The following is a 25794-nucleotide window of genomic DNA, read 5'->3' as shown; positions in this document are numbered from 1 at the left end:
GCACGCTGATTCCATGGCACCTGCCTCAGCGTGAAGTACCGGTGTCCCATCCCTTTGGAACGCCGTGATAGCTGCGCAATCATACTCAGCCCGGCGCCGTCCACACAGGGGGGGCGCCAGGATAATTTATCGATTGCGGTCCGCTTGATAGGGTAGACGCATTTCGTTACCGGGTATGTCGTCCTGACGAATATCGTCCCCGAAAAGCGCCAGGCGTCCCCCAAGACTCTGTCCCAAGGCGTTCCCAGGCCGGCCCGGCAGGCCCCGCCAGCCTGGGTTGCGGCTATTCCTGATCCTCGTGCTGGAGCTCGAAGAACAGCAGCGAACGCCCGGTCACCGAGTATTCATGGCCGAAATCCAGGCGTTCCTGGCCGCGCACCGCCGGCTGGTTGGTGTCGAGCATGCATGTCCAGAATTCCCCGGCCGGCACTTGCGGCAGGCGGAAATTGACGATGTCGTGGTGCGCGTTGACCACCAGCAGCACCGTGGCGTCGGCGCCCGGGCGGCGGATGCCGGTTTCCTGGGCGCGGCCATCGAGCAGCATGCCCAGGCACCGGCCATGGGCATCCTGCCAATGCTCGGTGGTCATCTCGCTGCCGTCGGGGGCCAGCCAGGTCACGTCCTTGACCCCGATGTCCTCGTTGTAGTTGCCCACCAGGAAGCGCCCGCGCCGCAGGATCGGATAGCTCAGGCGCAGCTTGACCAGGCGCTTGACGAACTTGAGCAGCGACTTGCCATCTTCGTCCAGGTCCCAGTTGACCCAGCCGATCTCGCTGTCCTGGCAATAGGCGTTGTTGTTGCCGTGCTGGGTACGGGCGAACTCGTCGCCGGCCACCATCATCGGCGTGCCCTGGGCCAGCAGCAGGGTGGCGAAGAAGTTGCGCATCTGGCGCAGGCGCAGTGCATTGATCGCCGGATCGTCGGTGGGGCCTTCTGTCCCGTGATTCCAGGACAGGTTGTTGTTGCTGCCGTCCTGGTTGTTCTCGTCGTTGGCCTCGTTGTGCTTGTCGTTGTAGGACACCAGGTCGTGCAGGGTGAAGCCGTCGTGGGCGGTGATGAAGTTGACCGAGGCGTACGGGCGGCGCCCTCGCTGGTTGAACATCTCCCCGGAGGCGGTCATGCGCCCGGCGAAATCCGCCAATTGGCCGTCATCGCCTTTCCAGAAGGCGCGCACGGTGTCGCGAAAGCGATCGTTCCACTCCATCCAGCCCGGCGGGAAGCGCCCCACCTGGTAACCACCCGGGCCGCAATCCCAGGGCTCGGCGATCATCTTCACCTGACGCAGCAGCGGGTCCTGGCGGCAGGCCACGAGGAAGCTGTGGCGCTCGTCGAAGCCATCGTGATAACGCCCGAGAATGGTCGCCAGGTCGAAGCGGAAACCATCGACGTGCATCTCGCCGGCCCAGTAGCGCAGCGAGTCGGTGACCATCTGCAAGACGCACGGATGGCTAAGGTCCAGGGTGTTGCCGGTCCCGGAATCATTGATGTAGAAGCGCTTGTCGTCGGGCATCAGGCGGTAGTACGAGGCGTTGTCGATACCACGCATGGACAGGGTCGGACCCTGTTCGTTGCCCTCGGCGGTGTGGTTGTAGACCACGTCCAGCAGCACCTCCAGGCCGGCCTCGTGCAGGTGCGCGACCATCTCCTTGAACTCGGCGATCTTGCCGCTGGCCAGGTAGCGTGGGTCCGGGGCGAAGAAGGCGATGCTGTTGTAGCCCCAGTAGTTGGTCATGCCTTTTTGCAGCAGGTGCTGGTCGTTGACGAAGGCGTGGATCGGCAGCAGTTCCACCGACGACACCCCCAGGCTGCGGATGTGCTTGAGCACGTCCTCGACCATCAGCCCGGCGAAGCTGCCGCGCAACTGCTCGGGAACCGCCGGGTGGCGCATGGTGAAGCCACGGACATGGGTCTCGTAGATGATGGTCTTGTCCCAGGGCACGCTGACGCGCTGGTCGTTGCCCCAGGTATGGGCCGGGTCGATGACCTTGCACTTGGGCACGAAGGGCGCGCTGTCGCGCTCATCGAAGCTCAGGTCGGCATCGGGGTGGCCGATGGTGTAGCCGAACAGTGCCTCGGACCACTTGAGCCCACCCACCAGTTGCTTGGCATAGGGGTCGATCAACAGCTTGTTGGGGTTGAAGCGATGGCCATTGACCGGATCGTAGGGGCCGTGCACGCGGTAGCCATAGACCAGCCCGGGATGGGCGTCGGGCAGGTAGCCGTGGAAGATCTCGTCGGTGTATTCCGGTAGCTCGATCCGCTCCAGCTCCACCTCGCCGGCAGCGTCGAAGATGCAAAGCTCGACCTTGGTGGCATTGGCCGAGAACAGAGCGAAGTTGACGCCCAGGCCGTCCCAGGTGGCGCCCAGGGGGAAGGGCAGGCCTTCACGGATGCGCGAGGGCTCGCCATCGGGGCCTGCGGTCAGGCTGTGCTTGGTGGCTGTACTCATGGTTGCTCCTGCAATGAGAAGGGTGGAACAGGCGCGAACGCGATCATTGCGACACGGGGGGTGTCACAACGCCAAGGGGTAGTCCGGCTGCGTAAGGTGTCAGCTGGCGGGCGGCTTGCGTGGTGCCCGGGGCTTCTTGGCCACGGCCGGTTTCTCTCCCGGCGGCAGCACTGCGGTGGCCGACTTGGCCTTGGGCTTGAGCGCCGCCTTGCTGCCGGGCTTGGCGGCCGCCGGCTTGGCCTGCGTGGCCTTGGGCGGCTTGGCCGGGGCCAGGGCTTCGGCCTCGGCGAGCTTGCAGGCCATTTCCCAATGGCGTTGTTCCTGGCCCTGGGGTTTTCCTTCCGACTCCCAGATCTGGTAGGCGAACTCACGAATGCGTTTATCGTCGGTACTCATCGCAATGCTCCCGCGCTGGATTCAATGGTCGATCAAGAGGTTCAACGCGAAGTCCCGCAGGACCTCGGCGAGCATCAGCTCCCTGTGGGCTGTGACTGTCGCGTTGGCAAAAAGTCCATTCAGATTGCGCCCCGGGGCGGCGAACGGCAGTTGCACCCGGGTATCGCCCCAGAGCGCGGCATCCAGGTGCGGCAGCGGACTGTCACCGAGCAGTCCGGCGACCCGTACCGGCACCAGTACCAGCGCTCGCTGCTGGCGGTATTCGCGCAGGAAGGCCAGGACCTGGCCGGCCCGCTGCCCGAGGACCGGCAGCGGCTGGTAGCTGCCATGGCGGAACAGCTGCGGATGCTGCCGGCGCAGCTCCAGGGTGCGGGCGATCAGGCCTTGCTTGATGTGGCCGGTGTGCCATTGGGCCAGCCACTGGGCCGCCGTGGCCGGCTGTTCCAGGGCCTGGCGTCGGGCCTGGTAGTCCACCGGCCGGCGGTTGTCCGGGTCCACCAGGCTGAAGTCCCAGAACTCATTGCCCTGGTACAGGTCGGGGACCCCGGGCACGGTCAGCCGCAACAGGGTCTGCGCCAGGCTGTTGAGGGCGCCGGCGGGGGCGATGGAGCGGGCCGCGGCGGCGATCGCTTGGCGCAGCTCCAGGCCCTGGGGCGCGAGCAGCAGGTTCTCGACGAAGGCCTGCACGGCCTCTTCGTATGGTGGGTTGGGGGCGGACCAGCCGCTGTGCAGCTTGGCCTCGCGCAGGGCCTTGAGCTGCCATTGCCAGATGCGCCGGGCATATTCCTCCAGGGCCGGGCCCGCGTCGGCCTGCAGGTCCAGGGGCCAGCTGCCCAGCAGGCTCTGGTAGAGAATCAGCTCGTCCGCCGCCGAGGGTGCATCGGCGTTGGCGCGCAGCGGCACTGCCAGGGCTCGCCAGTGGGCCACTTGCCGGGCATACCAGGTGGCGCGTTCGCTGAGCACCGCCAGCCGGGCCCGGCTGTCCTCGCCGCGCTTGTGGTCATGGGTGGCGGTGGCCAGCAGGTTGTCGGGAAATTTCTCCAGGCGTTCGCTGCAGGCCTGGTGGAACGCCGCCAGTGGCGCACTGAAGGCCTGGGGATCGAAGCCGACGTCGTTGCGCGCCAGCAGCACTGCCGAGCGATAGAAGGCCGTGTCTTCCACGGCCTTGGCCGCCGCGGGGGAGGTCAGTTGCTGGAAGCGCACCCCGGCATGGCGTAGCAGGCTGCGGGCCGGCCCTGGTGGCACCTGGCGCCAGCCCTGGCCGCCGAGCCAGCGGTCCAGGTAATCCAGAACCGGCCAGTCGGCTTCGCTGAGGCTGGCCCGGGCGCCTTCCAGCGCTTGCTGGAAAAAGCGCTGGTCCTGGGGCCCGCGGCCGCATCCGCCGATATAGGTGCGGTACACCGGGAAGTGCACGATCAGCTCCTGCAAGGCCCGGCGGATGGCGCCCAGGGTCAGGTCGCGGCTCATCAGGTCCAGCCGTGCCACTTGCAGCAGGGCCTGGGCCACGCTTTCGAAATCCCCGGCCAGGGAACCATTGAGGATCTGCTGGCGGGCCAACCGCGCCTCGTCGACGAACTGGGGCGAGCGCTGGCTGTGCTGGCTCCATAGTTCGGCCAGGGGTGCCTGGCCGGCCGGGTCCAGTTGCAGCAGCGATAGCTGGTTCATGAACTCGTAGCCGGTGCTGCCGTCGACCCCCCAGTCGCGATGCAGGGTTTCCCCGGCACCGAGGATCTTCTCCACATAGATCGGCAAGTGCTCGCCGGGGCGCAGGCGGTCGACCCGGCGCCGCAGCTTGCGGCAGTAGCCCCGGGGGGCGGCCAGGCCGTCGACATGGTCGATGCGCAGGCCATCTACCAGGCGGCGCTGGATCAGCTCGAAGATCTTGCCGTGGGTGGCTGCGAATACCGCAGGCCGCTCGACCCGCAGGCCGCCCAGTTCGTTGATGTCGAAGAACCTGCGCCAGTTGATGTCGTCGGCAGCCGTGCGCCAGCTGGCCAGGCGATAGACCTGGCGCTCCAGCAACTGGTGCAGGCGTTCGAAGCCGGGAGCCTGCCGGGAGTCGTAGTCGGCAAGCTTGTGTGCCACGGCCTGGCGCAAGCCCGGTTGTTGCAGGGCCTCGCCCAGGGCCTGTTGCAAGGCCTGCGCCTGGGCGTGGGCATCGCTGTTGAAGCGCAGCGCGGCGAAGGCGTCGGCCAGGGGCTTCAAGGTTTCGGCCGCTGCGCCGTCAGCGTGCAGCAACTCTGCATAGTCGCCGGGGCAGATGGGGAAACGATGCTCGTGGTGGCGGACATGGAACCCCCGCAAGTCATCGTCCAGATGCAATTGCAGGCTGCCTTCCTGCAGCGCCTGGCCGTAGTCGCTGCCCAGGAACGGCAGCAGCAACTGGCCAGCCATCAGCGGATCGGAAGAGTGCCACTGGATATCGAAGAACTCGCCATAGGGGCTCAGGCGCCCCCAGCGCAGCAGGTCGAGCCACCAGGGATTGTCACCGCCACCGACCGCCATGTGATTGGAGACGATATCCAGGATCAGCCCCATGCCGTGCGGGCGCAGGGCGGCCACCAGGCGCTCGAGCGCCGCTTCGCCGCCCAGCTCCGGGTTGACCCGGGTCGGGTCCACCACGTCGTAGCCGTGCATGGAGCCGGCGCGGGCGCAGAGCAAGGGCGAGGCATAGAGGTGGCTGATGCCCAGGCGTGTGAAGTAGGGCACCAGCGGCACGGCGTCATCCAGGGTGAAGCCGTGGTGGAACTGCAGGCGCAGGCTGGCCCGCAATTCGCGGGACGGTGGCGTGTTCATCGGTCGCGCTCCTGGGCTTGGCGCCGGGCGCAAGCGAGTTGCTCCAGGCGCCGCGCGGCATCGCTGTCGTCCAGCAAGTGCCGGGCGCTGCCGGCCAGGCGGCGACGCCAATTGGGGTGGCCGGTGACAGTGCCCGGCAGGTTGGCCTGTTCGTCGATGCCCAGCGCATCCTCTAGCGGCAACAGCACCAGGGGCGCACGGGTATGGCCAAGGAAGCGCACGCTGGCGTCGAGCAACTGGTCGGTTTCATCCAGCGGTTCGCGAAAGTTCTGCGGGTCCCGGGCCAGGGCCTGGCGCAGGCCGTCGCGTTCGCGCTGGCGGTGTTCGCGCCAGTGCCTGGCCCCGGCGTCATCCACCAGTTCCAGGCGCTGGTTCCACTCGATGTCGCGGCCGTGCCACCAACCGGCCAGGGGCGGCAGGTCATGGGTGCTGGTGGTGGCCAGGGCGTCGTCCGGCCAGTCCAGGATCGGCTTGAAGTGACAGCCGTGGTCCTGCTCGAACAGCAGCACGCGCATGCCGAGGATGGCCCTTGCGGCGAGCTTCTCCCGCAGGCCGTCGGGCACTGTGCCCAGGTCTTCGCCGAGGACGATGGCCTGGTGGCGATGGGACTCCAGGGCCAGCAGGCGCAGCAGGTCGTCCACCGGGTAATACAGGTACGCACCGTCGCAGGGCGGGGCGCCCAGGGGAATCACCCAGAGCCGCTGCAAGCCCATGACATGGTCGATGCGCAAGCCGCCGGCATGGGCGAAGTTGGCCCGCAGCATCTCGATGAAGGCACGAAAGCCATTGCGTTGCAGGCCTTCGGGGGAGAAGGCCGAGATCCCCCAGCCCTGGCCCTGGCGGTTGAGGATGTCCGGCGGCGCGCCCACGGTCAGCTCGGCCAGCAACTGATCCTGGCGGCTCCAGGCCTGGCTGCCGCCACCGTCGGCGCCCACTGCCAGGTCGGCGATCAGGCCGATGCCCATGCCGCTGCTACGGGCCGCGCTCTGCACGCGCTCCAGGTTGCGTGCGATCAGCCATTGGCAGAACGCATGGAAGTCGATTTCCTCGGCTTGCTCCTCGGCCAGGCGTGCCAGTTCCGGGCTGGCCGGGTCGCGCCAGTACTGCGGCCAATGGCGCCAGTCCGGATCTTCGCCACGGGCCACCCGCAAGGCTTGGATCGCCTCGAAACGACAATGGTTTTCCAGGGCCTCGCCGGCAGCCTGGCGATAGCTGGCGAAGTCCTGATGCAGCGGGTGCTCGCCATGGCGGAAGCCCTGGTACAGCTCGCGTAGCACTTGTTGCTTGGCCTGGGCCGCTGCCGGCCAGTCGATCAGCGGTTGTTGTTCCAGCGCCTGCAACTGCGGGCCCAGGCCACAGGCCTCGATGGCGGTACGCCAGGCCCGTTCGCCAAGGATCGTCCCCGGGGCGGCGTACAGGCTGTTGAGGAACAACCGGCTGGAGGGCGAGTAGGGGCTGTAGCGCCGCGGATCGCAGCTGAACATCGCATGCAGCGGGCTGATGGCCAGGGCATCGGCGCCACGTTCGGCGGCCTGGCGGGCCAGCTCCTCCAGGGCCTGGGTATCGCCGAAACCGCCATCGCCGCTGCGGCGCAGGGAGTACAACTGCACCCCCAGGCCCCAGGCCCGCGGTGGTTTGTCGGCCACTGCGTCGGCCACGCTGTAGCAACGTTCGGGGGCCACGGCGAGGATGAAGCGTTCGTCCTCGATATCCACGCTGTGGTAGCCCACGGGCAATTCCCCGGGCAACCGGCTTTCGTCATCCAGCTGCAATTGCCGGCTGCTGCCGTCTTCCAACTGCACTCGGCACTGGGTCTGCGCCGGGAAATAACGGGCCAGGTCCAGGCCCTGGCCGACATCGGCGGTCAACAGTGGCGGCAGGTGCCGGCCCTGCTGCCGTTGTTGCAGTTGCTGCAGGCTGCGTTCGATCTCCTGGTCGTTGCCGGCCGGGTGGCCCAATCCGGCCAGCACCGCCCGCAGGACCCGGGGCTCGACCTTCTGCGGCCGGCCGTTGGCGTCGATCCAGTCCACCGCCAGGCCGGCGCGGCTGGCGAGTATTTCCAGTTGCGCATCGCTCATTAACGCTCTCCATCGGGGGCTGTCGCAGGCTGCAGTTGCACCAGCGCGCTGAAGGCCGGCAACCAGCCCTGGCGCCAATGCTCCAGGGTGCCTGGCGGGTGCTGGAACCATGGCTGGGCATCGGTCCCGGGCTGCAGTTCGACCCGGTGCGCGCTGAGGTTGAGGTCGATGCGCAGCAGGCTGCCATCGCCCAGGCGCCAGCGGGCGGTGAGGGCGCCGTCGGCCAGCACCTCGGCGCCCAGGGCACGGGACCCGGGCAGGCGCGGCACCAGTTCGCGGTGGCGGATCCGCAGCAGTTCGCGGTACAGCGCCCGGGTGGCCTCGGCCTGCTCGCCGTCATGGCCCGGACGCGAGGCCTGGAAGGTCGACTGGGCATTGGGATCGGGAATGCGCTGGCGCTCTGAGGCATCGGCGAAGGCGCTGAAGGCGGCGAATTCGTCGCGCCGGCCCTGGCGCACGGCTTCGGCCAGCTCGCCCTGGTGGCTGGTGAAGAACAGGAAAGGCTCCTGCGCCGCCACTTCATCGCCCATGAACAGCAGCGGGATCATCGGTGCCAGCAGCAACAGCACCGTGGCCGCGTGCAAGGCTTGTGGCGGGGCCAGCTGGTTGAGGCGTTCGCCGAACGCGCGGTTGCCGATCTGGTCGTGGTTCTGCAAGAACAGCACGAAGGCATTGGGCGGCAAGTGGGCGCTGGGTTCGCCGCGCCGCCGCCCATGGCGGTCCAGGTGGCCCTGGAAGGCGAAGCCCTGGCCCAGGCAGCGCGCCAGCTGCTGGGTCGGCTGTTCGGCGAAGTCAGCGTAGTAAGCCTCCGTTTCCCCGGTGAGCAATACGTGCAGGGCGTTATGGCCGTCGTCGTTCCACTGGGCATCGAAGCCGTGCTGCAACAGGCTGGCCTGGTTCGCCTCGTTCTCCAGGTTGAGCCACACCTGGCGGTCGCCGGGAACAGCTTCGCGCACCCGCTGGGCCAGCTCCTTCAGGAAACCCGGATCGTCGATGGCATGCACCGCATCCAGGCGCAGGCCGTCGAAACGGTAGTCCAGCAGCCACATCAAGGCGTTGTCGATGAAGAAGTCACGCACCGGCCGGCGACGGAAGTCGATGGCGGCACCCCAGGGGGTCTGCCGGTCCTCGCGAAAGAATGCACTGGCGTAGCGCTGCAAATAGTTGCCGTCGGGGCCGAAGTGGTTGTAGACCACGTCCAGGATCACCGCAAGACCCAGGCCGTGGGCCGCGTCCACCAGGGCCTTGAGTTGCTCGGGCGTGCCATAGGAGGCTTGTGGGGCATAAGGCAAGACGCCGTCGTAGCCCCAGTTGCGTTCACCAGGGAACTGCGCCAGGGGCATCAGTTCGATGGCCGTCACCCCCAGTTCCACCAGCGCCGGCAGCACCTGCTGTACTCCCTGGTAGCCGCCCAGCAAGCCCACGTGCAACTCGTAGATCACCGCTTCGGCCCAGGGCCGGCCGGCCCACTGTGGGTGCTGCCAGGCATAGGCATGGGGATCGACCACCAGGCTGGGGCCATGCACGCCGCCGTCCTGGGCCCGGGACGCCGGGTCCGGCACCTGCAGTCGGTCGTCGATATTGAACCGGTAGCGGCTGCCCGCCGGGCAGCGCACCTGGATCATGAACCAGCCTTCGGGCTGGGGCAGCATGGGCACGGACTGGCCGTTGCCCAGTTCAACGCTGACATGGTGCGCATCCGGGGCCCAGAGCGCGAAGCGGGTCCGTTCGGCGTCGAGCAGCACTGCGCCGTGGCGCAGACTGGATGGCGTGCTTGCGGGCATTGGTCAGGGCTCCCTTACCTGGCGGTGTAGCCCAAGGCCTGGGTCACCAGTTGCTCGTAGAGTTCGGCATAGGGTTCCACCGCCTGGCACCAGTTGAAGGGCGCGGCCATGGCCCGGCAGCGCATGGCATGCAGCAGCGCGGGCCGGGCGAACACCTGGAAGGCGCGCTGCAAGGCGGCCTGGTAGCTGGCCACGCTGGACTCGTCGAACAAGAAGCCGGTGACACCGTCGTCGATGGTGTCCGCAAGGCCGCCGGTGTTGCGCGCCACCGGCAGCGAGCCGAAGCGCTGGGCGTACATCTGGCTCAGGCCGCAGGGCTCGTAGCGCGAGGGCATGAGCAGGAAGTCGCTGCCGGCGAACATGCGCCGGGCATCGGTCTCGTTGAAGCCGATGTGCACGCCGACGCGGCCGGGGAAGCGCCGGGCCAGCTCGCGCATGGCTTGTTCTTCCTCCGGTTCGCCGCGGCCGATGATGGCGATCTGGCCGCCCGCGTCGACGATGAACTCGGCCACCGCTTCGGTCAGGTCCAGGCCTTTCTGGTAGACCAGCCGCGATACCACGGCGAACAACGGTCCGGCGCTTGGCTCCAGGCCGAACAGCTGGCGTACGTGGGCGGCGTTGACGGCCTTGCCATCCCAGTCGCCGATGCCGAAGGGGCAGAACAGGTGCGGGTCGGTGGCGGCGTCCCAGCTTTCGTCGATACCGTTGGGAATGCCGCTGAGCAGGCCTTGCTGGGTCTTGCTGGCCAGGAAGCCGTCGAGCCCGCAGCCGAAGTCCGGGGTGGTGATCTCCCGGGCGTAGGTGGCGCTCACCGTGGTGATGTGGCTGGCATAGGCCATGCCCGCCTTGAGGAACGACAGCTTGCCGTAGAACTCCATGCCTTCTTGTTGCAGGGCGTGCTCAGGGATGCCCAGCTCCGGGCAGCAGGCCAGGCTGACCACGCCCTGGTAGGCCAGGTTGTGGATGGTGAACAACGTCGGGGTGCGTTGGCCGCGCCAGTGCATGTAGGCCGGTGCCAGGCCGGCGGGCCAGTCGTGGGCATGCACCAGGTCCGGGCACCAGTGAATCTGCGCCAGGTTGGCGGCGATATCGGCGGCGGCCAGGCCCAGGCGGGCGAAGCGGATATGGTTGTCCGGCCAGTCGCGGCCGTTGTTGGCGCCATAGGGCGTGCCTTCGCGCTCATAGAGTTCGGGGCAGATCAGCACGTAGATCACCAGGCCGTCGGGCATGTCCATGCGACCGATCTTGCAGGCCGGCAGCGCGGCATGGCCGCCCAGTTCGCCGATTATATGGATTGGGTTCTCGCTGTGCAGGACCTGCGGATAGCCGGGGATCAGCACCCGTACGTCGTGCAGATGGGCCATGGCCCGGGGCAGGGCGGCGGAGACGTCGCCCAGGCCGCCGGTCTTGACCAGGTCGGTGAGCTCCGAGGTGACGAACAGCACCCGCTTGCGGTTGGGGTTCTGGTGGGCCAGCGGCAGTATCGTCTTGCTCCCGGGGAGCGGGACCAGGGGATGGCTGCGTCCACCGGCCTGCTGCGGAATGGGTTCTCCCTGGGTATCCAATACGGCGCTGATCATATGTCTCTCCCGTGTCGTCGATCTGTTTTGGCGTATTGCACGCCGTGCCGGCCGGTTCCTGTGGCCGGGCACGAACGCATCGCACTTCGATCAGCCCGTGCTGCCCGAGTGCTGAAGCAGAATGGATGGAGGAGTCGCTGCAAGGAATGCACCAGCGGCAGCGGCCCTACCTTTACCCTGACCCTGGGCCGGAACGAAAAGTTTCGACTTTTTTCCTGCCGCTGTGACTGCCTGGTCACGATGCGAGAGCCAGTCTAGGACAGAAGCCTTGGCGGTGCCGGACGGGGTTCGCGTTTCGCCGTGGCGCCAGGCAGGGCATGGGGTTGCAGCCGACGAAAGGTCGCCCGCGCAGGGTCTGGGGATGCCCGAAATGGGTGCGTCGAGCGCCAGGCGGTCCGTGATGGGGCATTGGGATCTTCGGGGCTGGCCCGGGTCGCGCGATGGCGGCCGCTGCACGCCCTATGCTGCCTGCGGCAGCGGCTACACGAAGCAGTCTGCGACCTCGCAACCTTTAGCCGCTGCTGAGACCGTGAAGCTGCGACAAGCCGCAAAACCTTCGGCGGCCAGCCGGGAATCTACTGTGGAGCCTGGGGATCAGCCGATCCAGCCCAGGGTCAGCCAGGCCAGCACCGCATAACGCGCGCCCTTGGCCAGGCTGACGATCAGCAGGAAGCGCTTGAGCGGCTCGCCCATCACCCCGGCCACCAGGGTCAGTGGGTCGCCGATCAGCGGCAGCCAGCTCAGCAGTAGCGACCAATGCCCGTAGCGCTGGTAATGCACCCGGGCCCGTTGCAGGTGACGCGGGCCGACGGGGAACCAGCGGCGGTCCTTGTAGTGCTCCAGGCGCTGCCCCAGCCACCAGTTGACCAACGAGCCGAGGACATTGCCCAGGGTCGCCACCAGCCACAGGCCCAGCACCGACCATTGGCCGTTGAGCAGCAGGCCTGCCAGCAGCGCTTCGGACTGCAGCGGTAGCAGGGTGGCGGCGCCGAAGGCCGCCAGGAACAAGCCGAAATAGACGCCGATCAACGGGCCGGGTAGTCCGCGACCACCACGTCCCGACCTTCCTTGGTCAGGCCGATGACCTGGTAGGCGTCGGCGCCCATGCCGTCCATTTCCATGCCCGGCGATCCCATGGGCATGCCGGGAGCGGCGATGCCCAGCAGGTCATCGCGCTTGCGCAAGGCCAGGATCTGCTCGGCCGGCACATGACCTTCGACGAACTTGCCGTCGAGCACCGCGGTATGGCAAGAGGCCAGGCGCGGGGCCACGCCTAGGCGCTGCTTGACGCTGCTCATGTCGTTCTCGACATGGTCATGGACCTTGAAACCATTGGCTTGCAAATGCTCGATCCACTTTTTGCAGCAGCCGCAGTTGGCGTCGCGGTGCACATCGATGTCGATGGGGGCGGCGGCCTGGGCCAGGGAAGTGAACAGCAGGGCGGACAGGGCCGCCAGACGCAGGGTGGATATCATCGGGAGTCTCGTGTGGATCGAAGGTGGCGCCCTGGGGGCTGCGCGAATCGCCGTGCATTTTGCGTTTTTTGCAGCGCCAGGAGCGAGGCTTGTGTATCAAGGTTATACAAGACACAGGCGGGCAACCGGGGTCAGAACCACAGGCGGACACCCAGTACCAGGCGTGCCTCGCTGCGTTTGTCGCCTTCGGCACGGGCGTAATCGGCACTGCTGCCGTAGCTGCGGTTCCAGGTCACGCCCAGGTAGGGGGCGAACTGGCGATCCAGTTCATAGCGCAGGCGCAGCCCGACTTCGGTTTGCGCCAGGCCCGATCCCAGGCCCCGCTCAGGATCGTTGCGGCCATAGAGGTTGATCTCCATCGTGGGCTGCAGGATCAAGCGATTGCTCAGCAAGATGTCGTAGTCGCCCTTGAGACGCAGGGCCGTTTGGCCGCCTTCGCCGAGGTAGGCGGTGACCTGGCTTTCGAAGTTGTACAAGGCCATGCCCTGCAGGCCGATGGCGGCCCAGGTCTGGGGCGAGGCGGGTTTGAAATCCTGGCGCACACCGCCGACCAGGTCCCACCAAGGGCCGATGGCATGGCCCCAGAGCGCCTCGAGCTCGATTTTCTCGCTGCGACCGTCGTTGCGTTCGCCTTCGCTGCGCAGCCACAGGCGATCGATATCGCCACCGATCCAGGCATTCATTTCCCAGGCCAGGGTACTGCCGCGATCTGCATCCTGGTATTCCAGCTGGTTGATCAGCCAGAGCGAATTGATCGCCTGGTCATGGACACCATGGCCTGACACCTCGGGAAAGGCTGCGCGTCGATCGGCTTCGGTAGGCGTCGGGATCGGCGTCCGGCTGCGTTCCCGGGCTGGGGTAGGGGGCAGGTCGTGGGCGCCGTGATCCATGGTGGACATCGCGCCGGGCGCCATGCCGGGCATGCTCCGGTGGTCCATGGCGACAGGGTCGGGCGTGGCATTGGCGGCGCTGGCCACCAGGCCCAGGCCGAGCAGCAAGCCGGGTAACGGCGCAGCAGGCTGGCGCTTCATGACGGACTTCCTTCCTGGTCGATGCGTACTTCGCGGAACATGCCCATCTCCATGTGGTACAGCAGGTGGCAGTGATAGGCCCAGCGGCCCAGGGCATCGGCGGTGACCCGATAACTGCGGCGGGTGCCGGGGGGCATGTCGATGGTGTGCTTGCGCACCTGGAAGCGTCCCTGTTCGTCCTCCAGGTCGCTCCATACGCCGTGCAGGTGGATGGGGTGGGTCATCATGGTGTCGTTGACCAGGACGATCCGCACTCGCTCGCCATAGGCCAGGCGCAAGGGCTGGGCGTCGCTGAACTTGATGCCATCGAAGGACCAGGCGAACTTCTCCATGTGTCCGGTCAGGTGCAACTCGATGGTGCGGCTGGGCTCGCGGCCGTCGGGATCCTCGAAGGTGCTGCGCAAGTCGGCGTAGGTCAGCACCCGTCGGCCGTTGTCGCGCAGGCCAATCCCGGGGTCGGCAAGTTTTGGCGTCGGGTTCATGGTCTGCATGTCCACCAGCGGGTTGCCGCGCTCCGACGCCGGGTGGCGTTGCATCGGCGCCATCTCGCTGGCCTGGCTGTGGTCCATGCCCTGCATGTCGCCATGGTCCATGGCGGCCATCGGCTCGTGTCCCATTCCCGGCATGTCCCCCATGCCCGCGGGCGCCATGGCGCCGTGGCTCATGCCCATGTCGGCCATGCTCAGCAGTGGACGCGGATCCAGCGGCGGTACTACGGCGCCCAGGCCGTGGCTCACCGCCAGGGTGCCACGGGCATAGCCGGTACGATCCATGGACTGGGCGAAGACGGTGTAGGCCGGCTCGCGGCCGGGTTCCACCAGCACGTCGTAGGTCTCGGCCACGGCGATGCGCAATTCGTCGACGCTGACCGGGCGCACCTGCTGGCCGTCGGCGGCGACCACCGTCATCTGCAATCCCGGGATGCGCACATCGAAGTAGCTCATGGCCGAGGCGTTGATCAGCCGCAGGCGCAGCCGTTCACCGGGCTTGAACAGCCCGGTCCAGTTGCTGCCCGGGGTCTGGCCGTTGAGCAGGTAGCTGTAGCTGGCGGCGCTGATGTCGGCCAGGTCGGTGGGGCTCATGTTCATTTCGGCCCACATCTTGCGATCAGCCAGGGTCGCGGCCCAGCCATCGCGGCCGACATCGTCGATGAAGTCGCCCACGGTGCGCTTGTGGTAATTGAAGTAGCCGGACTGCTTTTTCAGGATCTGCATCAGGCGCTGTGGTGCAAGGTCGCTCCAGTCGCTGAGCAGCAGCACATGCTCGCGATCGTACTGGAACGACTCAGGCTCCCGGGGATCGATCACCAACGGGCCATAGACCCCGGCCTGCTCCTGCAGTCCGGAATGGCTGTGGTACCAGTAGGTGCCGTGCTGGCGGACCTGGAAGCGGTACTCGTAGACGCTGCCCGGGGCGATGCCGGCGAAACTCAGGCCGGGCACGCCGTCCATGTTGGCCGGCAGGAGGATGCCGTGCCAGTGGATCGAGGTGTCTTCCTCCAGGCGGTTGCTCACGCGGATGCTCACTGTATCGCCTTCGCGCCAGCGCAGCAGCGGGCCGGGCAGGCCACCATTGATGGTCATCGCGGTGCGCGGGGTACCGCTGAAGTTCACCGGCGTTTGGCCGATGTGCAGGTCGAACTGTCGACCGCGTATTTCCTGGGGCAGGCCAGGGTTGGCCCGGGGCCAGGCGGGGGAGTGCCAGAGGCCGCTGCCGGCCAGTGCGCCGGCGACGCCCAGGCCCTTGATCAAGCTGCGTCGTGTTGGATTGCCAAGCATGCCGAGTGAGTCCTGTCAGTCCTGGGGTTCAGGTTCAGGCAGAGACTAATCGGCGCTGGCTGTCAGCCAACTGAGGTTCAGGTTACAGATTTGTCAGCGTGGCTGATGGGGTATTGGCCTCGACCGTCGACGGTATCCGGGCCCGGGCGCTTGATCAGCCAGGCGCTGCTTCGAGGAGGCGCTTGAGGTTGTCTAGGGCCTGCTCGCAACAGCGCTCCATGCGCGAGCGCAAGCCGCCGAGATTGAGGTCGGTGGAGTATTGCAGGCTGTGCTTGAGCAGGGTGCCGCCGCCCTGTTTGCGCAACTGGTAGTGGACGATGCCATCCAGGGGCGCAGAGCTGAACACGATCTTGAATTCCCTGGGCAGCACTGCGCACAGGACCCGGCAGCTCAGGTGCACCTGCAAGCCCAGCAGGTTGATGGTTTCGCTGAACCTGTGGCCGGCCGGCAGCGAGCCGCCCAGGCCGGTATCGGCGCGCAGGGACCCGGGATGCCATTCGTGCCAGCGGTCAGGTTGGGAAAGGTAGTAGTAGACCGTATCGATGCTGGCGGCGATGTACCGCTGCTGGCTGATGTATTCGCCCGTCAGGTGGGGCTGGCGCTGGCCCATGATGCATGCACCTCCTTGTGGCCGGAGCTGCAAATATAGTCGCACTCCCGCGCTGGGGCGGGAGTGCGCTCGACCATTCAGCGGACTTTGAAGCGGCCCATCAGGGCACTGACCCGCTGGTTGGCCTGGACCAGGCTCCGGGTGTTGTGTTCACTGGCCTGGCCGCTTTGCAGTAGTTCCTCGACCATATGTCGGATGCTCACCATGCTGCGGTTGATTTCCTCGGTGACCGCGCTCTGTTGTTCGGCGGCGGTGGCGATCTGGGTGCTCAGGCTGTTGATCTGGCTGACCGAGCCGGCCATTTCATCTAGGCCCGAGTTGACCCGGGCAGTGGCATCGGCCGCCGACTGGCAGCTGGCCTGGGTGTTTTCCATGGCGCTGACCGAGGAGCTGACCCCCTGGGTCAGGCGAGTGAGCATCTCGTTGATTTCCGAGGTACTGGCCTGGGTACGGGCGGCCAAGGCGCGTACTTCGTCGGCCACCACGGCAAAGCCGCGACCCTGCTCCCCGGCCCGGGCCGCCTCGATGGCGGCGTTGAGCGCCAGCAGGTTGGTCTGCCCGGCGATGGCGCCGATCACCCCGAGGATCTCGGTGATGCGCTGGGCATCTTGCTGCATGGCCTCGACCTTGTGGGTGGCGCTGGCCACTTCGTCGATCAGGGCGATCACGCTGCCGGACGCTTCGCCCACCACCACCCGCGAACGCTCGGCATGCTCGTTGGCGCGCTGGGTGAATGCCGCGGTTTCGGCGGCATTGGCCGCCACGCTGTCAGCGGTGGAGCTCATCTGGGTGATGGCGGTGACGGTCTGGTCGGTTTCCGAGGCGTGCCGGGCGAGAATCTGTCCGCTTTGCTCGCTGGTGCGTTGCAGTTGTTGCAGGCTGCCGGCCATGGCCTCGGTGGCCTGGGTCACCTCGCCGATCATGTCCTGCAGATAGATGATGAAGCGATTGACCGAGTGGCCGATGGCCCCCAGCTCATCCTCGGCGCGGATGGTGATGCGCCGGGTCAGGTCGGCGTCGCCGGTGGCCAGGGTGTCGATGTTGGCCTTGAGGGCCTTCATGCGCTGCACCAACTGGCCGATGGCATAGATCTGCAGCAACACCAGCAGGATCACCATGGGCAGTTGCAGCAGGCCCAGGGTGCTCAGCACGTCGTCGCGCTGGGCGGTGATCAGGCGGTTGGGCAGGGCGCTGGCGAGGAACCAGGGAGTGCCGTCGATAGGCTGCATGAAGAAGGTGCTCGGTTCCCCGGCGTTGTCGAACTCCAGGCGCTGCAGGCCGCTGCCGCGATTGCCCAGGGCCTGCTGCACCTGGGCGACGAAGGCCGAGCTGCTGGCCAGTTCGGCGATGTTCTTCAGGACGATGGGGCCGTTGATCCGCGAACTGTTGCTGATGATCTTGCCGTCGCCCTCGACGATCAGCATCTGCGCGCCCAGGGCTTTTTCCTGGGTGGCCACCAGGTCATTGAAGAAGCCCAGGGTCACGTCGATGGTGGCCACGCCATAGGGCACGCCGTCGCGGCTGATGGCCATGGCACAGTTGGTACGCGGTTCGGCGCTGGCATCGTCCTTGTAGGCGGCGGCCCAGGCGCATTGGCCCGGGGCGGTCCGCATGCCGCCCTTGTACCAGGGCTGGTCGTAGTAGTTGGGCGCCGCGTCGCTGTTCCAGAAGGTATTGACCTTGAGCTGGCCCGAGGCATCGCGGTGCCAGAAGGTACTGTGCTTGGGGCGCCCTGGAGTGCGCTGGCCGGGCAGGGGCCAGATGCCACCGCCGAAGACCTTCTGCTCTCCATACTGGTCCACCAGTCCCGGCAGGACCCGGTCGATGCTGTCGCTGTCGAGCAGGGCGACGGTCTGGGTAATGCTGCGTTGCTGGGCCTGGACCTTGTTCAGTTCACCCTGGATGCGTTGCGCCACTTCGGCGATGCGGTCCAGGGCGACCTGTTCTTCGGTCTGACGCAATTTGGGGGCCACCAGCTGGCCGATACCCAACACCGTGAGTACCAGCATCACGGCTATGAACAGGACCAGAAAGAGCGTGTAGCGGGCTTGAATCGTGCGCAAAGCGGGCATGGGACCTGTCCTTACCGAGCGTTTCTTATTCTTTGGGAGAGCTGCGCCTTATGCAGGGCATTAAGAAGGTATCGGCGCCAGACATGCGCTCTTTAGGACGTTCGTCCAGAAAAATCGATTTTGTTTGCAAGGAGTTTGCCGAAGTGCCAGTGACGTCGGCAGCGGTAACCGGCAAGGCCCGCGAAAATGCTCCGAGAGAAGTCTTGAATATTGGCCAGGCCCTTTAAATCAGGGGCTCCTGGCGAATTTGTCGGAAATGTATAAAAAATGTAAATTTCCGAAATAATTCGTTGGCGCGAATTGTTTCGGCGTTGATACTTGCCCCCATTCAGATGTTTCACCATGGCTTGCCGACCTGTCTCTGAGGTCTTCCCGGAGCTTTACGAAGTTTCCATGAAGGCAGGACAGGGGAATCGACAAGCCGGACTACAGGAGTTGCAGTATGGCAATCGGATACGTTGGCGGCTGGAGCAGCAAGGCAGGCCTGTTGCAGGGAGGCGGCGACGTCAAGAAGGCCCCGCAGAGCGCCAAGGTGCGCCAGATCCTGACCATGGTGGGGCAGAACGCTACCGTGCTCGACGTGCGCAAGATGGATCAGTTGAAGCTGCACAAGCAGATCAAGGGCTTCGATCCGACGAATGTCACCATCAAGTCCTTGGGTGGCATGAGCACTTTCCTCAAGAACAACGGCCTGATCTCCGATGTCACTGCGCTCAACCTGCTCAATGCCGGTGACAAGTTCGACCGTTTCGGCATTCCGAAAAACCCCGAGGAGCCTTTCAACGCGCTGGAATACTTCGCGATGAAGATCGACGATATCCAGAACAACAACCTCAAGGGCAACAAGTACGCCAACTACCTGATTCCCGAGTACAAGAAGGCCATCTACGTCCTGCAGAGCCTGCAGAACTACGGCAAGGGCAACGGCACCACGGTACCCAACAAAGACGGTGCTACCTCCGCCAAGGCCTGAGCCGGGTTTCGAAAAAGGGCCGGGGCGCTTTCCAGCGACCCCGGCCTTGTCGTTTCAGCGATCCAGCAGGGCCAGCACCTCTTCGCTGTAGCGAGTGCCGGCGGCGGCTTGCGGGCTGAAGATGCGGTCCAGCGACGCCAGGTCATCGGCGCTCAGGCGCACGTCCAGGGCTGCTACGTTCTCCTCCAGATAGCGCCGCTGCTTGGTGCCGGGGATGGGTATCAGGTATTCGCCCTGAGCCAGGACCCAGGCCAGGGCCAGTTGCCCAGCGCTGACCTCCTTCTGTATTGCCAACTGCTGCACCTGTTCCACCAGGCGCAGGTTGCGCTGGAAGTTCTCTCCCTGGAAACGCGGGTTGAAACGCCGGTAATCATCGGCGGCGAAGTCGTCCGGGCTCTTCAGGGCGCCGGTGAGAAACCCCCGGCCCAGCGGGCTGTAGGGAACGAAAGCGATGCCCAGGCGCTGGCAGGTGGCAAGGCAGCCGTTTTCCTCGGGGTCGCGGCTCCACAATGAGTATTCGCTTTGCAGGGCGCTGATGGGGTGGACCTTATGCGCCCGTTCCAGGGTCGCCGCCGAGGCTTCGCTCAAGCCCAGGTAGCGCACCTTGCCGGCCTTGACCAGTTCGGCCATGGCGCCGACGGTTTCCTCGATCGGCACCTGTGGGTCGACCCGGTGCTGGTAGTAGAGGTCCAGGGTATCCACGCCCAGGCGCCGCAGGCTGCCATCGATGGCGGCGCGCACATACTCCGGACGACCATCGACACCACGGGCCGAGGCATTGGCGGGGTCACGGACAATGCCGAACTTGCTGGCCAGCACCACTTGTTCGCGCTTGCCGCGAATGGCCTGGCCGATCAGTTCTTCATTGCTGTGGGGGCCGTACATGTCGGCGGTGTCCAGCAGGGTCACGCCCAAGTCCAGCGCCCGGTGCAGGGTGGCGATCGACTCCCGGGAATCGCTGCCGGTGGTGTAGAAATCGCTCATGCCCATGCAGCCCAGGCCAATGGCGGAAACCTGCGGGCCGTTGTGGCCCAGTTGTCGAGTGTGCATCGCTGGCTACTCCAGTAGTAGTGGGGAGGCGCTCATTGTGCTACTCGACAAAACAGCGATAAACCGGCTAAAAACGCTATCACTATTAAGATATTCCAAATAATCAAGAGCGCTTTCCATGGACCGTTTCAACGCCATGCGCGTGTTCACCCGGATCGTCGAGCTTGGCGGTTTTGCCCGGGCAGCCGATAGCCTGCAACTGCCCAGGGCCTCGGTGACCATCCTGATCAAGCAGTTGGAGGCGCACCTGGGGGTGCAATTGCTGCATCGCACCACCCGCCAGGTCAGCCCGACCTTGGACGGAGCCGCTTATTACCAGCGTTGCATACGTCTGCTGGCAGATCTGGAGGAGGCCGAGGCGGCCTTTTCCCTGGGGCGGCACAATCCCCGGGGCACCTTGCGCGTCGACATGCCGGCCGGTATCGGCCACCTGATCGTGATGCCGGCGTTGCCGGAGTTCTCCGCGCGCTATCCCTTGCTCGAACTGGAGATCGGTCTCAATGACCGCCCGGTGGACCTGATTCGCGAGGGCGTGGACTGTGCCTTGCGTGGCGGTCCGCTACTGGACGAGAGCCTGGTGGCGCGCCCTCTGGCGCAGCTGGCTCAGGTGACTTGCGCCAGCCCCGGCTACTTGCGCGAGCATGGTGTTCCGACCTCCGTGGCGCAGTTGCAGGGGCATCGGATGGTGGAGTACTTCTCTGCGGTTTCCGGCAAACGCTATGGCTTGGAGTTCCTGGTGGGCGGTGAGCTGCTTGAGGTCAATTTGCCCAAGCAGGTCGCCGTCAACAGTGCCGATGGCTACCTGGCGGCCTGCGAAGCGGGCTACGGCTTGATCCAGACCCCGTACTACCATGCCGCCCGACAACTGCAGGCCGGTGCCTTGCAAGAGGTGCTGGCGGAACATGCGCCACCGCCCTTGCCGTTGACAGCGTTGTATCCGCCCCAGCGCCACCTTTCGACTCGCATACGGGTGTTCGTCGACTGGCTGGTGGATCTGTTCGCCCGGCAGGACGAACTCATCCGTGGTCGCAATCAGGGCCGGGCCCGGGCAGCAAAACGCCCGCGACAGGGCGGGCGTGGCTAGTGGGCGATGCGTGGTGGGCGGTGGACTGGCCGGATGGCTCGGCGCTGGCAGTCGCTCAACGGTGGTAGTAGTAGCCCGGGCCGCCGTCATGGTAGCGGTGATGCCAGCCATCGCGGGGCATGATGATGCAGCCTGACAGGGTCAGCATGGCCAGCAGGGGAATCAACAGGGTGATTCGACGGAACATTTATCAATCCTCAAGGACTCGGGGAACACGACAGGGCAACTAGGAAGAAAAAACTCCTTTGCGCCTGTAACATATGACCCCGATTCGCCGCGCGCATCCCCGAATCCGGGTATGTGCTTGGCATCGGCCTCGATACACGGCGGATACAATTTCAGCTTCAGGATTCCCGCAATGACTCAATCACAACGTTTGAAATATTCGATTCTGATTTCCCTGGCGGTCCTGGGAATCATGCTTGGCCTTTCCTACCTGCAGAACAGCGGCGTCATCGATGAAAAGACCTTCCAGTACATCGCCATCGCCGTGGCGGTCATCGTTGTGGTGCTCAACGGCGTGATGCGGCGCAAGGTCAAGCCCTGAGCCCGTGGACGGCCTCAGGCCAGGCCGTCCAGTACCGCTGCAGCCTGTTGATGCAGGCTGTAGCTCTTGTCTGCATTGAGGGTGATGACCCCTTCGCTGCACAAGCGCTTCAACACTTCGCGCACGCTGAGGAACGATAACGGGATATCCAGCTCCAGCAGTTGGCTGTGGATGCCCCGTACCCCCAGGGAGCGGTCGCTCTGGGCCGCGACCAGCAAGGCGTCGATGACCTTCAGGCGAATCAGGCTGGTACGCAGGCCGAAGCTCTTGAGCATCTGCTTGATCCGGTCGTTGCTGTTGCGCTCGACTTGCTTGCCGAAGACGCTGGCGCCGGCGTCGAGGGAGGGCGTTCTGTTCACGATATTGCCGTCCGTTGGCAGTTGCTGGTTGTACATGCAGAAACTCCTTAATCAGAGCCTGATCAGGAAAAGAATGATGGGTGCTCTAGTAACTAGACGAACGAGCACGACAAATCATGAGTCTCTGGATGTAGAAAATTTGTCGGTATCAAGTCGCTGACATGTGATGGCCCCAGCTGGCGGGCTCTGCGCCGGTTAATTTTTTTTCATCGATTTCGTCTGTATGGGCAGGCAGGCGCCGGTTCCCTCGTGCGCGGCCGGATACCCAGGCTGGTGATCTTGCCAATTTCATGCAGCTCTCCAGTCCTGGTTCTGTGTTTTCGTATCAGGAGTCGGCGTGATCATTTCCAGGCAGTTATCGAACGTTTGCCTTGCAGCCCTGTTTCTGAGTTTCAGCTGCGGTGCCCAGGCGCTGGCCCAGCCGGAGCAGACCCGTGCCGAAATTCGCCGCACCAGCTTCGGCGTACCGCATATCCGTGCAACCGATGAGCGAGGCCTGGGTTATGGCATCGGTTATGCCTACGCCCAGGACAACCTGTGCCTGCTGGCCAATGAAGTACTGACGGTCAACGGCCAGCGCTCACGCTACTTCGGTCCCGAGGGCCAGACCCTGGAGCAGCGGGACAACCTGGGCAGCGACGTGTTTTTCAGTTGGTTGAACACCCCCCAGGCGGTGGAGGCATTCTGGCAGGCGCAACCGGTGGCGATGCGCGAGCGCATGCAGGGGTATGTCGAGGGCTACAACCGCCAGCTGGCGGAGCGCCAGGCCCAGGGGCTGCCCGAACAATGCAATGGCCAGTGGGTGCGCCCGCTGACCACCGCGGACCTGGTGAAGCTGACCCGGCGCTTGCTGGTCGAAGGTGGCGCCGGCCAGTTCGCCGAGGCCCTGGCTGGCGCTACGCCGCCGGGGAGCGTGGCGCAGGCCGGGTTGTCGGCGCAGGCCTGGCAGCTGGCGGCCGCGCGCCAGCAACGCTTTGCCCTGGATCGGGGCAGCAATGCAGTGGCCATCGGCAGCGAACGTTCGTTCAACGGTCGCGGCATGTTGCTGGCCAACCCGCACTTCCCCTGGATTGGCGGCATGCGCTTCTACCAGATGCACTTGACCATTCCCGGCCAACTGGACGTGATGGGAGCAGCCTTGCCTGGCTTGCCGCTGATCAATATCGGCTTCAACCAGCACCTGGCCTGGACCCACACGGTCGATACCTCCAAGCACTTCACCCTGTATCGCTTGCAGCTGGACCCGAAGGACCCGACCCGCTACCTGCTCGATGGTCGTTCGCTGCCCCTGGAGCGCCAGGTGGTGACGGTGCAGGGCAAGGGCGCGGACGGTCAGTTGCATGAGCACTCGCGCACCTTGTACAGCTCGGTATTCGGCCCGGTGGTGCAGTGGCCGGGCGAGCTGGACTGGGATCGCCAGCATGCCTACAGCCTGCGCGATGCCAACCTGGGCAATACCCGGGTGCTGGCCCAGTGGGCGGCGATGAACCAGGCCACCAGCGTCTCCGGCCTGCAGGATAGCGTGCATCACTGGCAGGGCATTCCCTGGGTCAATACCCTGGCGGTGGATGACCAGGGCCGGGCGTTGTACATGAACCAGTCGGTGGTGCCCAACGTCACCCAGGCCAAGCTGGCGCAATGCAGCGATCCAAGGGCGGGCACCCAGGTCATCGTCCTCGACGGCTCGCGCCAGGCCTGCGCCTGGGACATCGACCCGGCAGCGGCCCAGCCGGGTATCTTCGCCGCCGGCCAATTGCCGCAACTGGCGCGCAACGACTATCTGCAGCACTCCAACGACTCGGCCTGGATGGTCAACCCGGCCAAGCCACTGGAAGGCTTTTCGCCGGTCATCAGCCAGCAGGATGTGCCTCTGAAAATGCGCGCGCGCTTTGCCCTGGATCGCTTGAGTCGACTGCACCAGGCCCATCCCAGCGACTTGCAGCATCTGGTCAGCGACGATCAGGTGTACCTGGCGGGCCAAGTGATGCCGGATCTGTTGCAGTTCTGCGCAGGGGAGCTGGGTGCGGATGCCCAGCGCCTGGATGCGCTGTGCCGCAGCTTGAAGACCTGGGATCGCAGCGCGGGTCTGCAGGCTGGCCTGGGGTTCGTGCATTTCCAGGGCATCATGCAGGCCATGTTGCAGGAGCCTGATGCCTGGCGCGTGGCGTTCGACTCCAAGGACCCGCAGCACACTCCGCGCGGGCTAGCCATTGGTCGCCCGGCGGTGGCCGAGGCGCTACGCCAGGCGATGCTGGCTTCGGCGCAGCAGGTGCGGGAGGCCGGGCTGGCCGAGGATATCCGCTGGGGCGATATCCAGCAGGTCAGCCAGGGTGGCCAGCCGACCCCGGTGCCCGGCGGGCCGGAGAGCCTGGGGATCTACAACGCCATGCAAAGCGTGCCCGGTGAAGCTGGCAAGCGCGAGGTGGTCAGTGGCACCAGCTACTTGAACATCGTCAGTTTCGATGAGCAGGGACCACGGGCCAGGGGATTGCTGGCGTTTTCCCTGTCCAGCGATCCGGCCTCGGCGCATTTTCGCGACCAGACCGAGGCCTTCGCCCGCAATCAGTGGAATGAACTGCCCTTTACCGAGGCGCAGATCCGCGCCGATGGCCAGTACCAGGTGCAGGTGATCGAGGAGGCGCGCAAGGAGCCGGTGGCATTGGCCCACCGCTGAGTTCAAGCGTGGTAAAACGTTGAAGGCCGCCCCGGCAACGGAGCGGCCTTCAGCTTTTTGGCGGGGACTGCGGCAGCGAGTTGATCACTGGATTGCCGTCACGGTTGCGGGTCAGGTACACCGGCAGGACCTTGGGCAGCGAGGTCAGTAGGCTCTTGATCTGGCGCGTGTCGTAGATGCCGCCGACGCGGATCTGGCCGGTGTGGCTGTCGGCCACCTGCACGGGCATCTCCAGGTAGCGGTTGATCAGCGGCAGGGCTTCGGTGAGAGACAGGTTGTCCAGCACCAGCTTGCCGTTGCGCCAGGCCAGGGAGCTGTCGTTGCTGTAGGTCTGGCTGATCTGCGGCTCGTAGTCGCCACCCTTGTAGCGTGCCTGCATGCCTGGCTCCAGGCGGAAGCCTTCGCCGGGCAGGGCGGTGTTGCTGCTGACCAGGACCGATCCCTGGAGCAGGGTGACCCGCACCTGGTCTTCGTACATCCACACGTTGAACTGAGTGCCCGTGACCTTGACCTGGCCGTTGGCGGCCTTGACCACGAAGGGGTGGCTGCTGTCATGGCTGACCTTGAAGAAGGCCTCGCCCTTTTTCAGGGTCACCCGGCGCTGGTCCTTGTAGTTGCTGTAGACCAGGCTGCTGCCCAGGTTCAGCTCGACCTGGCTGCCATCGGCCAGGGTCACGCTGCGCAGGCTGTCGCCGGCTTCGAAGCGCTCGTAGGACGATGGCAGCCAGCCCAGCTCCCAGCCGCTGTAGGCGGCCAGGGGCAGGGCGCACAGGGCAATGGCCGCCGCCGCGCCATAGCGCTGCCAGGTTCGCCGTGGGGCACGTTGGAAGGGGGCTGGCGCGAGGGTGGTGGGTGGCAATTGGTCGGCCACCTCCCAGATTTCGCGCATGGCTTCGTATTCGAAGGCATGCAAGGGGTCGGCGTCATGCCATTGCTGGAAAGCCAGGCGCTCGACATCGCTGCAGTCCGGCTCATGCAGGCGCATGCACCATTGGGCGGCAGCTTGGGTGATGGCGTCGTATTCGGCTTCCGAGAGGATCTGTTCGCTCATTGACTCT

Annotated in this window: 20 protein-coding genes; 4 read left to right on the top strand and 16 right to left on the bottom strand. The window is 65.5% G+C overall.

From position 1 onward, the window contains the following. Positions 1 to 283: 283 nt before the first annotated feature. The 12 genes from glgX to C4K40_RS16625 form a co-directional block, all read right to left on the bottom strand. A complete protein-coding gene (gene glgX, locus C4K40_RS16680; RefSeq protein ID WP_053130357.1) occupies positions 284 to 2449 on the bottom strand; it encodes a glycogen debranching protein GlgX in 2166 nt (721 codons plus the stop codon). 99 nt (positions 2450 to 2548) lie between these two features. Next, positions 2549 to 2845, bottom strand: a complete 297-nt coding sequence (locus tag C4K40_RS16675) for a DUF2934 domain-containing protein (RefSeq protein WP_053130356.1) — start codon at positions 2843 to 2845, stop codon at positions 2549 to 2551. Positions 2846 to 2866: 21 nt separating this feature from the next. Further along, entirely contained in the window at positions 2867 to 5641 is a 2775-nt protein-coding gene (locus tag C4K40_RS16670) for a malto-oligosyltrehalose synthase (RefSeq protein ID WP_053130354.1), read from the bottom strand. Beyond that, entirely contained in the window at positions 5638 to 7719 is a 2082-nt protein-coding gene (malQ, locus tag C4K40_RS16665; protein WP_053130352.1) for a 4-alpha-glucanotransferase, read from the bottom strand. Before malQ ends, C4K40_RS16670 begins: the two co-directional genes overlap by 4 nt. Next, on the bottom strand, positions 7719 to 9503 hold the full coding sequence (gene treZ / locus C4K40_RS16660) for a malto-oligosyltrehalose trehalohydrolase (RefSeq protein ID WP_053130350.1): 1785 nt from the start codon (positions 9501 to 9503) through the stop codon (positions 7719 to 7721). The genes malQ and treZ overlap by 1 nt, the downstream gene beginning before the upstream one ends. Positions 9504 to 9517: 14 nt before the next feature. Next, a complete protein-coding gene (gene glgA / locus C4K40_RS16655; RefSeq protein ID WP_053130348.1) occupies positions 9518 to 11083 on the bottom strand; it encodes a glycogen synthase GlgA in 1566 nt (521 codons plus the stop codon). Positions 11084 to 11677: 594 nt separating this feature from the next. Then, entirely contained in the window at positions 11678 to 12112 is a 435-nt protein-coding gene (locus tag C4K40_RS16650) for a YqaA family protein (protein WP_053130345.1), read from the bottom strand. Continuing rightward, complete coding sequence (locus C4K40_RS16645) at positions 12109 to 12558, bottom strand: DUF411 domain-containing protein (RefSeq protein ID WP_053130342.1); 450 nt, start codon at positions 12556 to 12558, stop codon at positions 12109 to 12111. The genes C4K40_RS16650 and C4K40_RS16645 overlap by 4 nt, the downstream gene beginning before the upstream one ends. A gap of 131 nt (positions 12559 to 12689) precedes the next feature. After that, complete coding sequence (locus tag C4K40_RS16640) at positions 12690 to 13589, bottom strand: copper resistance protein B (RefSeq protein ID WP_053130339.1); 900 nt, start codon at positions 13587 to 13589, stop codon at positions 12690 to 12692. Beyond that, on the bottom strand, positions 13586 to 15367 hold the full coding sequence (locus C4K40_RS16635) for a copper resistance system multicopper oxidase (protein ID WP_053130336.1): 1782 nt from the start codon (positions 15365 to 15367) through the stop codon (positions 13586 to 13588). The genes C4K40_RS16640 and C4K40_RS16635 overlap by 4 nt, the downstream gene beginning before the upstream one ends. A gap of 154 nt (positions 15368 to 15521) precedes the next feature. Then, on the bottom strand, positions 15522 to 15977 hold the full coding sequence (locus C4K40_RS16630) for an SRPBCC family protein (protein WP_022644271.1): 456 nt from the start codon (positions 15975 to 15977) through the stop codon (positions 15522 to 15524). A 77-nt stretch (positions 15978 to 16054) separates the two neighbouring features. Further along, positions 16055 to 18049, bottom strand: coding sequence for a methyl-accepting chemotaxis protein (locus C4K40_RS16625; protein ID WP_053130333.1), 1995 nt, complete (start codon positions 18047 to 18049; stop codon positions 16055 to 16057). A 442-nt stretch (positions 18050 to 18491) separates the two neighbouring features. Here C4K40_RS16625 and C4K40_RS16620 point away from each other — a divergent pair, with 442 nt between their 5' ends. Beyond that, positions 18492 to 19022, top strand: a complete 531-nt coding sequence (locus tag C4K40_RS16620) for a hypothetical protein (protein WP_022644273.1) — start codon at positions 18492 to 18494, stop codon at positions 19020 to 19022. A gap of 54 nt (positions 19023 to 19076) precedes the next feature. Here the strand turns inward: C4K40_RS16620 and C4K40_RS16615 are convergent, their stop codons facing one another. Continuing rightward, positions 19077 to 20072, bottom strand: a complete 996-nt coding sequence (locus C4K40_RS16615) for an aldo/keto reductase (RefSeq protein WP_053130330.1) — start codon at positions 20070 to 20072, stop codon at positions 19077 to 19079. 118 nt (positions 20073 to 20190) lie between these two features. Between C4K40_RS16615 and C4K40_RS16610 the strand changes: the two genes are divergently transcribed. After that, on the top strand, positions 20191 to 21156 hold the full coding sequence (locus tag C4K40_RS16610) for a LysR family transcriptional regulator (RefSeq protein ID WP_053130327.1): 966 nt from the start codon (positions 20191 to 20193) through the stop codon (positions 21154 to 21156). A gap of 55 nt (positions 21157 to 21211) precedes the next feature. On the opposite strand, the gene C4K40_RS31945 is transcribed toward C4K40_RS16610, so the two are convergent. Then, complete coding sequence (locus C4K40_RS31945; RefSeq protein ID WP_022644277.1) at positions 21212 to 21343, bottom strand: hypothetical protein; 132 nt, start codon at positions 21341 to 21343, stop codon at positions 21212 to 21214. Between the two features lie 171 nt (positions 21344 to 21514). Between C4K40_RS31945 and C4K40_RS16605 the strand changes: the two genes are divergently transcribed. Further along, entirely contained in the window at positions 21515 to 21703 is a 189-nt protein-coding gene (locus C4K40_RS16605) for a hypothetical protein (RefSeq protein WP_022644278.1), read from the top strand. A 14-nt stretch (positions 21704 to 21717) separates the two neighbouring features. Here C4K40_RS16605 and C4K40_RS16600 read toward each other — a convergent pair whose 3' ends face one another. Continuing rightward, entirely contained in the window at positions 21718 to 22098 is a 381-nt protein-coding gene (locus tag C4K40_RS16600) for a fe2+ zn2+ uptake regulation protein (protein WP_022644279.1), read from the bottom strand. A gap of 301 nt (positions 22099 to 22399) precedes the next feature. On the opposite strand from C4K40_RS16600, the gene C4K40_RS16595 reads away from it, so the two are divergent. Beyond that, positions 22400 to 24736, top strand: a complete 2337-nt coding sequence (locus tag C4K40_RS16595) for an acylase (protein ID WP_053130324.1) — start codon at positions 22400 to 22402, stop codon at positions 24734 to 24736. A gap of 49 nt (positions 24737 to 24785) precedes the next feature. On the opposite strand, the gene C4K40_RS16590 is transcribed toward C4K40_RS16595, so the two are convergent. Continuing rightward, positions 24786 to 25787, bottom strand: coding sequence for a FecR family protein (locus C4K40_RS16590; protein ID WP_022644281.1), 1002 nt, complete (start codon positions 25785 to 25787; stop codon positions 24786 to 24788). Positions 25788 to 25794: the final 7 nt, after the last annotated feature.

Origin of the sequence: Pseudomonas sp. CMR5c (assembly GCF_003850545.1) — a bacterium.
GTDB classification, from domain to species: Bacteria; Pseudomonadota; Gammaproteobacteria; order Pseudomonadales; family Pseudomonadaceae; genus Aquipseudomonas; species Aquipseudomonas piscis.
This window is presented reverse-complemented; position numbering and strand designations above follow the sequence as displayed.

What these genes read in the sequence shown, in the direction of transcription:
- C4K40_RS16605 (WP_022644278.1), top strand. Translation starts at nt 21,515, where the DNA reads ATGACTCAATCACAACGTTTGAAATATTCGATTCTGATTTCCCTGGCG.
- C4K40_RS16590 (WP_022644281.1), bottom strand. Translation starts at nt 25,787, where the DNA reads ATGAGCGAACAGATCCTCTCGGAAGCCGAATACGACGCCATCACCCAA.
- C4K40_RS16615 (WP_053130330.1), bottom strand. Translation starts at nt 20,072, where the DNA reads ATGCACACTCGACAACTGGGCCACAACGGCCCGCAGGTTTCCGCCATT.
- C4K40_RS16635 (WP_053130336.1), bottom strand. Translation starts at nt 15,367, where the DNA reads ATGCTTGGCAATCCAACACGACGCAGCTTGATCAAGGGCCTGGGCGTC.
- malQ (WP_053130352.1), bottom strand. Translation starts at nt 7,719, where the DNA reads ATGAGCGATGCGCAACTGGAAATACTCGCCAGCCGCGCCGGCCTGGCG.
- C4K40_RS16640 (WP_053130339.1), bottom strand. Translation starts at nt 13,589, where the DNA reads ATGAAGCGCCAGCCTGCTGCGCCGTTACCCGGCTTGCTGCTCGGCCTG.
- treZ (WP_053130350.1), bottom strand. Translation starts at nt 9,503, where the DNA reads ATGCCCGCAAGCACGCCATCCAGTCTGCGCCACGGCGCAGTGCTGCTC.
- C4K40_RS16675 (WP_053130356.1), bottom strand. Translation starts at nt 2,845, where the DNA reads ATGAGTACCGACGATAAACGCATTCGTGAGTTCGCCTACCAGATCTGG.
- C4K40_RS16670 (WP_053130354.1), bottom strand. Translation starts at nt 5,641, where the DNA reads ATGAACACGCCACCGTCCCGCGAATTGCGGGCCAGCCTGCGCCTGCAG.
- C4K40_RS16645 (WP_053130342.1), bottom strand. Translation starts at nt 12,558, where the DNA reads ATGATATCCACCCTGCGTCTGGCGGCCCTGTCCGCCCTGCTGTTCACT.
- C4K40_RS16630 (WP_022644271.1), bottom strand. Translation starts at nt 15,977, where the DNA reads ATGGGCCAGCGCCAGCCCCACCTGACGGGCGAATACATCAGCCAGCAG.
- C4K40_RS16600 (WP_022644279.1), bottom strand. Translation starts at nt 22,098, where the DNA reads ATGTACAACCAGCAACTGCCAACGGACGGCAATATCGTGAACAGAACG.
- C4K40_RS16625 (WP_053130333.1), bottom strand. Translation starts at nt 18,049, where the DNA reads ATGCCCGCTTTGCGCACGATTCAAGCCCGCTACACGCTCTTTCTGGTC.
- glgA (WP_053130348.1), bottom strand. Translation starts at nt 11,083, where the DNA reads ATGATCAGCGCCGTATTGGATACCCAGGGAGAACCCATTCCGCAGCAG.
- C4K40_RS31945 (WP_022644277.1), bottom strand. Translation starts at nt 21,343, where the DNA reads ATGTTCCGTCGAATCACCCTGTTGATTCCCCTGCTGGCCATGCTGACC.
- C4K40_RS16620 (WP_022644273.1), top strand. Translation starts at nt 18,492, where the DNA reads ATGGCAATCGGATACGTTGGCGGCTGGAGCAGCAAGGCAGGCCTGTTG.
- C4K40_RS16610 (WP_053130327.1), top strand. Translation starts at nt 20,191, where the DNA reads ATGGACCGTTTCAACGCCATGCGCGTGTTCACCCGGATCGTCGAGCTT.
- glgX (WP_053130357.1), bottom strand. Translation starts at nt 2,449, where the DNA reads ATGAGTACAGCCACCAAGCACAGCCTGACCGCAGGCCCCGATGGCGAG.